6 protein-coding genes are annotated in these 12,107 nt (G+C 59.8%); 4 read left to right on the forward strand and 2 right to left on the reverse strand.

The window, feature by feature from the left end; genetic code table 11:
- Position 1 precedes the first annotated feature (1 nt).
- Positions 2–2,158: a CocE/NonD family hydrolase gene (locus tag EB835_RS10740; protein ID WP_135809468.1), complete on the reverse strand. Its 2,157-nt coding sequence runs from the start codon at positions 2,156–2,158 to the stop codon at positions 2–4.
- Positions 2,159–2,330: 172 nt separating this feature from the next.
- Here EB835_RS10740 and EB835_RS10745 point away from each other — a divergent pair, with 172 nt between their 5' ends.
- The 4 genes from EB835_RS10745 to EB835_RS10760 all read left to right on the forward strand — a co-directional run bounded on the left by EB835_RS10745 (position 2,331) and on the right by EB835_RS10760 (position 11,017).
- Positions 2,331–3,254, forward strand: coding sequence for an LCP family protein (locus EB835_RS10745; protein ID WP_135809469.1), 924 nt, complete (start codon positions 2,331–2,333; stop codon positions 3,252–3,254).
- A 1,084-nt stretch (positions 3,255–4,338) separates the two neighbouring features.
- The gene (locus tag EB835_RS10750) at positions 4,339–5,127 is read left to right on the forward strand and encodes a polysaccharide pyruvyl transferase family protein (RefSeq protein WP_168216706.1); all 789 of its coding nucleotides are present in this window, start codon (positions 4,339–4,341) and stop codon (positions 5,125–5,127) included.
- 436 nt (positions 5,128–5,563) lie between these two features.
- Positions 5,564–9,289 (forward strand): CDP-glycerol glycerophosphotransferase family protein, encoded by a 3,726-nt coding sequence (locus tag EB835_RS10755; protein ID WP_168216707.1) that lies wholly within the window; start codon positions 5,564–5,566, stop codon positions 9,287–9,289.
- Between the two features lie 96 nt (positions 9,290–9,385).
- Positions 9,386–11,017 carry a CDP-glycerol glycerophosphotransferase family protein gene (locus EB835_RS10760; protein WP_135809472.1) on the forward strand — a complete coding sequence of 544 codons (1,632 nt, stop codon included), beginning with the start codon at positions 9,386–9,388 and terminating at the stop codon, positions 11,015–11,017.
- A gap of 15 nt (positions 11,018–11,032) precedes the next feature.
- On the opposite strand, the gene EB835_RS10765 is transcribed toward EB835_RS10760, so the two are convergent.
- Positions 11,033–12,067: an XcbB/CpsF family capsular polysaccharide biosynthesis protein gene (locus tag EB835_RS10765; RefSeq protein ID WP_168216708.1), complete on the reverse strand. Its 1,035-nt coding sequence runs from the start codon at positions 12,065–12,067 to the stop codon at positions 11,033–11,035.
- Positions 12,068–12,107 lie beyond the last annotated feature (40 nt).

Raw genomic sequence — 12,107 nt, forward strand, 5'->3', positions numbered from 1 at the left:
CTCAGTTCAGGTGGCGAGGGATGCTCGCCGAGGTAGCTCGAGAGTGGAATCGCTTTCCGTCGAGGTAGGCGACGAGTTCGTTGGTGACGAGGAAGCTGTCCTCGTCCCCGCGCATCGTCGACCGGGTGCGCAGTTCGACGTCCCATCCCGCATCGGCCGATGCGGTCGCGGCGGCCTGCGCGTGATTGGCACCGACCTCGAGTGCCGGACGTCGGTAGATGATCGTCCTTTCACACGTCGCCACGGGAGACCGCGGGTCGGCCTCATTTCGTGAGTAGGAGTCCCGCTCGTTGGTGTAGTAGAAGAGCCCGTCGCTGAGGTCGGTCTGCCAATCCTCGGTCACCGTCGTCACCGTGGCGCTGCGACCGACGAGGTCACACTCGAGCTCACGCGTCATCGGTGCACCGTCGGAATCGATGACCGACACCGGTGGGGTCGGCGGAGTGCCCAGCTGTGCGGTCACCTCCGCCGAGGTACGGCCATCGTCGTCGACGGAGGCGACCGTGCGGATCGGCAACGTCAGTTCCGGCGTCGAGTCGACGGTGATGAGTGTGGTCTCCGGCGAGGGCCAGAGGTTGGGCCAGAAGCTCGCAGAGATGCTCAGGCGGAGCCGATGCCCGGGAGCGAATCGATGCGCTGTGGCCAACAGCGGGAAGTCGATGGTGACCGGCGTTCCCGGGGTCAGTGACTCAGGGTTTTCATGGCTCGAATGGTGGGTGAGATTGAACAGTCCGATCGTGACGAGCCGTGAGCTGCCGTCAGGAGCGACATCGCACAGGCGTACTGCGATGACTCCGCGGTCGCGGTCGGAGGTCAGCGTTGCGCGCACATTGGGAGTCCCGACGATCTCCAGACCGTTCTCGACGTCCCAGTCACAGGTGTATGACCGGGCGTCATCGGCGGCCTGGTCTCCGGCCATTCCTGCGGCCTCGCCGAACTGGAGCCAGCTGCCTCCCTGGTAGCCCAGCAGCGCGGTGGAAGTGAGCGGGGCGCGGTCGGCGATCTGCGCCTCGGCGGCGGGCATCACGGTGTCCGCGATCTGCGGGCTCGGCCAGGTCGCCTCGGCGATCCACCGTCCCGGACGGTGCACACGGTCGGAGAGGATGGGGGTGCTGTCGGGAACATAGGCGCGCAGCTGCGGCTGTTCGTCAACACCGTTGTCGATGCCGCTCATCCACTTGTCCCACCACCGGACGGCTTCGGAGATGAAGTCGATGCCAGGACCGGGAGCGGCCTGGTGAGGATAGTTGTGGGCCCAGGGGCCCAGCAGCGCATGAACCGCTGGGGATTCGGGATCGGTGCTCCGGCGACGATTCGCGTTGTCCATGAGTCGGAAGAGAGTGGTCCGGTATTCGTCGAGCAGTCCACCGACGGCCAGCACGGGAACCTCGATGGCGTCCGGCGTTTCGCACACCGAAGCGTGTTTCCAGTAGTCGTCACGGCGCTGATGGCCGAGCCAATCTTCGATGTTGACAGGGGCTTCGTCGATGCGCCGCTTCCAGTCTTCCTGCCAGCCGTCGCCCATGATCGCAGGATCCTGTGGGCGGGCGTTGTAGGCCCACATCGTCGATGCCCAGGAGAGGATCTGGTCGCCGACGATGGTTCCGCCGTTGTAATGGACGTCGTCGGCGTAGCGGTCATCGGTGGAGCAGATGGTGATGACGGCGGCGAGTTCTGGTGGCTGCAGCGCGGCAAGCTGCAGGCCGTTGAATCCGCCCCACGATTTGCCGATGACACCGACCTTTCCGTTGCACCAGTCCTGTGCGGCGATCCATTTGAGCACCTGCAGTCCGTCGTCGAGCTCCGTCGCCGAGTACTCGTCGGTCATGACCCCAGTCGAGTCACCGCAGCCGCGCAGATCGACGCGAACGCTGGCGTAGCCGGCACGGGCGAACTCCGGGTGGATCGTGTCATCACGACCGGCGGTCATATCATTCTTGCGGTATGGAATGTACTCAAGAACAGCGGGAACAGCTTCGTCACCGAGATCTTCGGGCAACCAGATTCGAGCAGCGAGTTCGACTCCATCGCTCAGGGCGATGCGTGTATGTTTGATGATTCGAACCGGTCGAGGATCTTCGCGGTACCGGTCGGCCGGGGCGAGCGATTCGGTTTGTGTGTCGTCGGGAAGTGCGGAGTTCTCAGTATTCGATGACATAGCATTCCAGTCTAGGGACGCTCCTGCACCGCCGTTCAGTTCGTTCAAAGGCTGAGATGCTGATCACAAAACTCCCGCGGATCCGCAAGCTGAATCGGCGCACCAGCCGATCCGTCCCGCGGCTATTATTGGGACCATCACCGTGTGACCTGACAGAGGAAGTGGGACTGCCATGGCCAAGCTGACAAAGATGGTCTCAGCCATCGGGTCCCTCAAGGACCTCAATTCTGCCCGTGCCGAGTTCGATGATGCCTCGAAGACCATCCCCGCCGAGGCTGCCTTCCCACCCGCAGACATCCGTCCAACTGCGGACGATTCCCGCACCCTGATGCTTCGGGTGACGAATCCGGGAAACTTCGCCGAGGAGGCCCCGCGGGCATCGAGACAAGGTGACACGTTCGCGGTCATCCACGTTCCTGCATCAAACGATTTCGCCGCGGTACTCGTGTTCAATCCCGCGACGCAGATCGAGTCGGGACAGACGTTCGGTTCCATCGCCGACGAGGGCGGGTGGCCGGTCATCGTCGCCATGGCCGAGGAGTACCTCGGCATCCGCATCGATCACGTCGCACAGCTGGAATCAGACGCACTCGGTCGAGTCATCGACGAACTCGGCGGCCTCCAGGTCTATAGCCGTACTGCATTCAGCGCGGCCGGAACCGACTTCGTCGAAGGCACGAACAACCTCGACGGCTCGGCGGCCCAGGTCTTCACCGCGGCGGACCCGGTCGATGATTCGGGCCAGACCCGCACCCGTAACCAGCGCGCGGTGCTCCGGGCGCTCATTCAGGCGCTCAAGTCAGGCGGGTTGGTCAAGGACCCGAACAAGGGCGCCGCCGTCCTCGGTCACTTTGCCTCTGGCATTCAGCACAACGCCGAGCTGACCACGGTCGAACTCGGCAAGATCGCCAACAGCCTCCGCACCCTGCAGTCGGATGACATCGCGGTGGTCACCGTGCCCACGAACTCGCGCCGAGAGGACGACGGCGCGGTCAGCATCGACTTCGATCCCGAGGCGGTACCGGCGCTAAAGAACTCTCTGGCCAGCAACGACCTTCCGGAGTTCTCCCGCTACCTCGTCTCTCTGGGCTACTGACTTCTACCTAGCTCTTCATCCTCCTGCCTAGTTCTTCATCATCACCAGCATCAGGGCTCAGCTTGCCGCACGGCCCCTAGACCGTGGACTTCGTGAACGTTCGGTCAATGCGGGGACGAGCAACTTAGCGGCCCACAGTCTAGTCGGCCGTAGCTCGAAGCCCCCCGAGGGGTATCGGAGTTCTATCGAGTAACAGATGAAGGACATCGGCATCCCCTCGCAAAGCACCATCGGGAACGTCTTTGACCGTTAACTCGTTCGCTGACGGCCCTACGAGTGAGTCGCCGAGGATGTCGACCGCAGGCGTTGCCATATCGGCTCAGCGATTCCAGCCACACGTTCCGAACGAGATGCTGAGGGTGCCAGTGAAGCCTGTGGCAACGACGAACTTCTTCAGACGCTTGAGGTCGTCTGGGGTGACGACGGTAACCTTCTCGCCACGTCTGGGCTTCGCTCATGATGTTTTCCAATATGCTCGCCAGTCGAGACCATCGCCGCCGAACCGCAGTGCGGGGGACCAGGCCAGCGAGCTGTACATCTAGCCTATACGTCTCCGGGTCGAGACGCGGATCTGGCAGTTCCGTCACCTCGAATGTGATCCCCTGATTCTCGGACCAAATTAGCTCGCGGGGCCTTTTTGATTTTGCTGGAGTCACCGCTGACTGCCGACCTGAGCTGCTGCTCAGACATAGTCGTAGTCGGGCTCGAGAGCAGATACTGTGCGGATGGCCAAATCGCCGATGCGGCATAAGCCGTATTCCGCCTCTGCTCAGCGTCAACAGCTGCAATCTGCTTGCGCAGATACTTGCTTCAGCCAAAACCAGTGACTCCAACCCTGGTGCCGCATATTGTTTCACTCGTACCGCCATCACCACCGTCAGATGCTCGACCCTGATCTGGTCACTGCGTCGGCGCGTAGCCCTCAAACTGTTAGGATGCCGGTAACCGTTTCTGGTGCGAATGACAGACTCTCAATAGATCAGAGGGCCGAAGTGTGATTTTAAGCGACGATGCGATACCCATGCGCTGGTGGGACTACACGAGGAACTTCGGCGACCTGCTTGGTCCGTGGCTCGTTCAACGAATGTCCGGCAGAGACATCAAGTGGGTTCCCCGCCATGAGCCGCACTACATCACCGTAGGCTCCATTCTGGGCCACGTCCGGCCGTCCAGCGTCGTGTGGGGCGTCGGCTCCTTCGGCAGTGAAGGCGAGAAGAAGGTGACGACCGGAAACAGGTATTTGGCCACCAGAGGGCCCCTGACAAGGGCTCGGCTGGAGATGTACAAGCAATCGTCCCCTCGCAACTATGGAGATCCGGCCCTGCTGGTCCCGGACCATCACCCGGCCTCTACTCAGCAGGACAGCAAGGTCGGTCTGATACTTCGGTGGTCGGAACGCGTGCGCAAACGGAATTTCGACGTCGACGGCGTACGCGTCATCGACCTGGAGACGGACAGCATCGAGGACACCCTGGATGCCATCACCTCATGCGAAGTGATCATATCGACGTCACTGCACGGACTCATTCTCGCCGATGCTTACGGCATCCCCAACGCTTGGTTGATCGCAGACACCGGGTACGGCAAAGAGCACAAATTCTGGGACTACCTGCTTTCGGTCCGGAAGGAACGAGAACCGGTCGAAGCGGACATCACCGAAAAGGGAATGACCGTCAGCTCGTTCATGAATAGATTCTCCTTTGACGATCGCCCGATGAAGATCGACCTCGAGGCATTGAAAGCTTCCAATCCGTTCACCGGGAACTCGCCTCGGATCGCCGAAGCTGAGAAGGTCGCACTGACAGGAGCGGAAGAGATGGCCGCTCAAGGCCGCGTGGACCGGAAGAGCCTCCAGCCGCGCTACCTCAAGTAGCGCTTGAGCTTCCCACTCGATCTGGTCACACGGACTGCCGGAGATGCCCAGCCTCATGGCCCTTCTGGTGCCGGTGGCCTTCGGTCCCAACTCAGCCCTGCTGCCACTCGGCCCCATCACAGCCCTGCTGCGTGAACGCGATGTCGGAGCACCTGACTGACCTAGGCATGGACCGCATTCAGCGCCGAATCTCTGGTCGGAAGCTGACGAACGGCTTTGTTCTCCGAGCAGTGCGCTGATCGGAGTTGGCCTCGTCCCACTCGGCATCCTCGCCGATCCGCACGAAACATGTCATCGCCGGAATGAAGAAAGAGACGAAACGTTAGAATCGCATGGAACCCGATTCCAAACGGCCGCAACCGGACGGCAACCGTGATCACCCCAGCCGAAAGCACCAGCTATGACAAATGAGGACTCGCCCGTCACGATGTGGACGATGACTGGAACCCGCTTGGGAAGCTTTCTTGAGCACCGCGGCCAACTCGAAGCGGCCCTCTCGATCTATCGACGCACATGTTCCTCTCCGCCCACGCCTGGGGAGACGTTCGCCATCGGAAACTGCCTCTATCGGCTTGAACGATACAACGACGCCCTGCCTCTTCTCAGGACCTCCGCCCACGCAAGCGGGGCCACCGCTCAGCACATCAATCGATATCTCAATGCCGTCGACTATGTAGGGGACTACGTGGGCGAACTCGACGAAGTGGGTGACGATTCCTCGCTCCGACCGCAACTGTTAAAACGATACGCCAGGCATCTGGAGAGGTCAGGCAACACCGAAACTGCGCTGGCCATATATCTGGCCTCCGACCAGTCCGACGATATCGACGTCCTCGACAAAATCTATGAGCTGACCCCTTCCTCAGCGCCTGTCTGGCAACGCTTGGAACGGCACAACGCAACCGCTGTCCACCACCAACGGGACCCTGAGTGGCTGCGAAGGCGCGGAGAGTTGCTGTTCGAAGCTCACAAATTCTCTCAAGCAGGAGAGGTGTATGCCCAGCTGCTGGCGATAGACGATTCATCTTCATGGGACTCCTATAACGCGGGAATCAGCTTTGAGCTGGCGGGAGCACCCGCCTTTCAGAATCATTACGAACTCGCACGGAAACGCGATTCCTCGCTTGACGCCCAGACATATGGCATAGGTGTCTTCCACGAGAAGGCGCATCGTTACGAACGAGCCGGTCACGCATATCGGGCCCAAGCCGAGAAGACAATCTCTCCGTCGACCCGCACAGAGGTGCTGCGTCGAGCTGCGCTGGCATTCCAAGGCGCCTTCAATCTGAAAGAAGCGGAATCGGACGTCCTGCGGGCCATCGCACTGCGGCCTCGGAAGGCCGAGTTGCACGCTTTGCTTGCACTCAATTCCTATCTGCTCAATGAGTTCTCGGACGCAGCAGCCTCTGCTGCTCGGGCCCGGCAACTCGGTGACGCCAGCGCAGAGGTCAAGAATCTACACTTCCTCAGCTGTGTCGGTACTGGGGACTTCGAAGGTGCGGTATTGTCCTTCCTCGACACGAGTATCGAAGCCCTTCTTGCCACGTTCGACAGGGTCCCTGACGATGGAGAATCAACTCTGGAAGCGATCAACACGCCAGAGGATCTCCCGGACATCGAGGCACATCGCCAATGGTCCCAGGTTCTGCTCGACGCAGGACACACAGCTGCCTCCGCCGATGTCCTGACGAGCGGCATGGAACGCTATCAGGCGCACTTCGAACGTGCGGACGCGCTTAAGGCCGCCCGGGCGTTGCTAGCAACGGGCCGAGCCGAAAACGCGGCCCGCGTCATCCTCCAGTCGCTTCGCCACACCGATCCCGTCCCGAAGATCTATGACAATCCGAAAGTCCCAGGTCTGGGTACGATCTTTATGTATCGGGCGTGGCTGGACACCGAACCCGTTCGACCGAAGGACATCCTATTCGAGTCCAATCTCGGCCTGTCAATCGACTGCAACCCGCTGGCTATCTACCGCCATATCCGTGACAACGAACCCAATGAATACACGTTCTACTGGGCTGTCGACAAGCAGGCAGCCGTCCCGACCGATGTCTGGCAGGACCCAAACACCATAATCGTCCGGAAAAACTCATCGCGCTACGTCAAGCTGCTTGCAACTGCCGGTTACCTGGTGAACAATTCAACTTTTCCTACCTACTATGTCCGCCGGAACGACCAGCAGTATCTGATGACCTGGCATGGCACGCCATTCAAGACGCTCGGGAAAGATCAACCCGAGATTCTCGGCCATGCGAATATGTCCAGAAATCTCCTCCAGGCCTCTATCGTGCTGCATCCCAACAGTCACACGCAGCGTGTCCTCATGGAGAGCTGCGACGTCGCTGCGATCGCAACGGCACAGTCCGTGATCACGGGCTATCCCCGCAACGACGCTCTCACCTCCCGTACTGTAGGGACCAGACGGGACAGCGAGAAGCCGTTCGCCCTCTATGCTCCGACGTGGAAGCCCGACACGGAATTGGCTGACCAAGCAGCTTCTGTCACCGAGGTGGTCAAGACTTTCAAAGCTCATGGATACGATGTCGCAGTTCGAGCCCATCACTACGTGGAAACGAAGCTCGCAGAACTCGCCCCGGACGTCAGCACCGTACCGAGGGACGTTCCGACGAATGACATCTTGCCCCAAGTCGACGTGTTGGTCACTGACTATTCGAGCATCTACTTCGATTTCGCCGTTCTGCGTAGGCCGATCATCTTCTACGTACCCGATTGGTGTGGCTACACGTCTGCTCGCGGAGCCTACTTCGCGGAGGACCACCTTCCGGGACTCGTCTGCCGGACTTATGCGGAGCTGCAGCGGGCACCGGTGCGGCTGGAGACGCGCCCTGACGAGGCCAGACCATCAGAAGCGTTTATCAAGGAGTTCGCCCCGTCGGACGACGGACAGGCAAGTGCCCGCGCAGCTGACCTGCTGCTCAGAGGGGACCATTGGGACATCGCCTCCGCCTCCGGCGCGACACCGAAGAAGGTATTATTTCGACAAAGCTTCATCCCTAATGGGATGACCTCGTCTTTCGTCAATCTGGCACGTTCTCTGCCCCGCGAGAAGTATCGTCCGTTCGCACTCACCGACGCAGTGGCAGCGCACTCAGACAAGGCGCGGGGCGAGATGGTCAGGTCGCTGCCACCCGATATCGGTGTCATCGGTCGAATCGGACGGCATGCCGTCTCGCGCAAGGAGCACCTCGCGCTCCACGCCATCTCCGGCGACTCTTCAGCGATCAGTGACGAAGCAAGGCGCATCCGCAGGGAGGCGTTCGAGTTCGAGGCTTCACGAGTGACAGGAGACGCCCAATTCGACGAAGTCATCGAATACGACGGCTATTCCTCGTTCATGGCCAATGTGGTTTTGGGACATGCCAAACGCACGCGGGTCACTGGCCTCCTTCTCCATTCGGACCTCAAACGCGAAGCGGCTCTGCGGTTTCCCGAAATCTACCGAATCGTCGACCAGATTTCCGACTTCGATCGCGTCGCCGCAGTCTCACCATCGCTGGCCGCGATCAACGAGGACGGGCTGCAGTCCCTCGGTGCGGGACAGTCAGTAATCGGTCATGTCCGGAACATCATCGACACCAATTCGATGACCAAGCAGGCTGCGGAACCAATTGCTCCTGACCTGCAAGGATTCGTGGAAGATTCCGACGATCTGATCGTCTCCCTTGGCCGGCTCTCCCCGGAGAAGAATCTCGCAGACACGATTCGCGCCTTCGCGAAGGTGCAGAGGGACCGCTCCGACGCTCGCCTCCTCATCGTCGGGGACGGTCCGGAACGGGCGAAGCTGAGTGTCTTGGCGAACTCGCTGCTGCCCGAAGGGTCTTTCAGGTTCGCCGGTCACCGTAGCAACCCCTTCCCCTACCTGGCAGCCGCAGACGCACTCGTCATGTCGTCATTCCACGAGGGACAGCCGATGGTCATCCTGGAAGCACTGGCGCTGGACACCCCCACCGTAGCGATGCACATTCCGTCGCTCTCCGAGTTCGAAGACCTGTCCGGAGTCGTCGTCTCCGACTTCAACGTCGATTCGCTCGCAGCGAAGATCGGCTCGGTACTCTCAAATCCGCCTGCCGTCGATTTCGACCCAGCGGCATATGTCGAGGCAGCCCTCAGCGAATTCGACCTCACCTACGGACAGTGATGCCACTGTTTGCCAAAGGTCTTCGCCCGCGCACGAGCGCAGAACTCGTACGCAGCCGATCGGCGAATCCGACTGCTCTCGAATAAGGTGGAATCTGTGAAGGACACGCAAGAGCAGAAGCACAGGGAACGATGGGGCAAGCGATGGCTCCGGACGGTCGCGGACAAGGAAGAGCGCAAACAGCTCTTCCACGAGTTCCAACAGTCTGTCGCCGTTCACCCTGACCTCATCTTCTACGAGAGCATGTCCGGAGCGAAGATGATGGACAGTCCCTTCTCCATATTCGAGGACCTGTTCACCAGCACCCCGACCCACAGCGGCTATATTCACGTCTGGTCCGCGAGGTCTCAGGATGTCATACCACCACGGTACCGGGACCTCGATTCCGTCGTCACGGTGCGACGGCACACGCCGGCCTACTTCTACTATCTTGCGAGGGCCAAATACATCATCAGCAACTCGGCTCTGCCCGAATACTTCGTTCGTCGGTCCGAGCAGCGCTACCTCAATACATGGCACGGGATCGGCTACAAGACGCTAGGACGTACCGAGCGCAATCCCCTGGGGGCCGCTCTCGCGGTATCGAACATGTTGCAGGCAACACATGTGATCAGCCCCTGCGAGTTCATGACACGGATCCACCTGACCGGATTCTCTATGGCTCATATGTTCACCGGGAAGCTCGCCGAAACAGGTTACCCTCGGATCGATACCACGTTGAATGCCACCGAGTCCGATAGAAACAACTTGCATTCGGTCTTGGGCTGCACCGCGGGGGAGCCTGTCGTCACTTATGCTCCGACGTGGAGAGGCGATGCTTTCGACGTCGACCGTCTGCGATCCGACTTGCACAATCTGGCGGAGCTCGACTGCACAGTCGTCTTCTTGGGACATCATCTGATGCTAAAGTACGTCAGCCCCGACGTCCTCGACGAAGTCGTTGTTCCTCCTGACTTCGTCAATACCAACCAGCTGCTGTCGATCACCGATGTTCTCATCACGGATTATTCGAGCATCTTCTTTGATTTCCTGGTTACCGGCCGCCCCATCGTCCACTATGTCTACGATTACGACGAGTACGCGACTAAACGTGGACTCAACCTCACGAAGGCCGAGCTACCTGGTCTCGTGACTTCCACCTCGGACGAACTCATCACCGCGGTGTCCTCGTTCCTGTCCGCACGGCCTGATCTTACCGACGACTATCGTGACCACTTGGTTCGGTTCAACCCGCATGACACCGGCGACTGCACTCGACGAGTCGTCGAATGGTTCCTCCGCGATCGCACTACTCATGTCCGTCAGCTCGAGGGGATCGATGAACGCCCCCGAGTCATCTTCTGGGGCGGGCGTCTCGGCTCCGGCGAGGAGCTCGACACCTATTTCAAAGAGGTGAAAGCACTCGCGGGCAATGACGACATCGATGTGTCGCTGTTCGTCTCTCGATCGGTGCGCAAAAACCAAGCCGCCATTGAGTGGATCCGCAACCTGGGATCATCGATCTCCATCATCGTTCGCGACGAGTACTCATTCGGAATGACCACAGACGAACGAGCAGCGCGCGAAGTGCCGGCGGCGCAACGGTCCAGTCTGGAAGAGTCTGCTTACGACAGAATCTATCAGAGGGAATACCGACGGATGTTCGGCGATACACGCTTCGACGAGGTCCGTCTCTTCCCTGGCCTCTCACATTTCTGGAAGCGTCTATCCCAGGATGCATTCAAGTGAACGTCCGCACAGATTCTATGGAATTGACCGTATGCCTGCCGGAATCTCCACACCAAGAAGCAGCGAATTGATGGCCATGACCTGAGCATAGATCGTTTTCGGAGCCACATCGGGATGTTTCACGATACCGCTGTTCTGCGAATCGAAGATGGTCATTCTTTTCAGCAGAGGCTCGATCAGCTCGGAGGTGTAGGCGAATTGCGGCGAACGAGACGAGGTGATGAGCACTGAGCCAGGTTCGGAGACGCCCCGATCACGTGTGATTTCGGTGAACAGTTCAGAGAACACCTCTTGCTTCGGTCGCGGAAACGTGCCGCCAGCTGTGAAGTGATAATCGTTCTTGTAGTCTTCGTACCACACGTCCGACAGAATCGGGTCGACCGCGACATATCGCCACCCGCCGGCTAGCCCGTGGTAAACGGCCCCGGTTCCGCCCTTCGACGCCCCGTAGATCACGACACTATCGCGAGGAACCGCGAAACGAGCAGCCACATCGCTGATCAACCGGTGGACATTGAGACCATTCTCGGGCAGCGCAGTCGTATCCAGGTAGAACGCTCCTTTGACTCCTCCGATGTCCGCCACTCGAAGCACAGCGGTATTCGGTGCCAGGAACTTCCGAAGCGTCGCGAAGGACGGGCGAAAATAGCGCACCAGTCGCGCCCGCGAGCTGACCGGCGAGAAGACCACAACAAGCCTGTCGACCTGGCGGCTGGAAGGTTCTTCTAAAGTGTAGAAGATGCCGCTGTCCGAGACACTCACCGCTCCGCTCTTGACAGCCGGCCAATGATGTCGCAAACGATCATGTCGGATGAATCGGCTCTCTCCATCGGCATGATAGTAGAGTGAGTAGCCGAGGTTCGTCAGTCTCTGAAGCAGCAGTTTGGCCCGCTCATCCGACAGAGCGATCTTCATGAGATCTCGCTTCGGGTTCAGATTCGGATCGGTGCGAACCCTAAAATATCGAGGCAATCCCTCGTTGTCGAAGACAGCGAGGTCGATGTCGTCGGGACCGGCTTGGGCGTCAGTCCAAAGGATACGGTTCTTCACGGCTTCACGTTACCCCATTCGAATCCGTGAGCATCCACCA

The sequence above is a fragment of the Brevibacterium sp. S22 genome (assembly GCF_004745485.1).
Classification (GTDB): domain Bacteria; phylum Actinomycetota; class Actinomycetes; order Actinomycetales; family Brevibacteriaceae; genus Brevibacterium.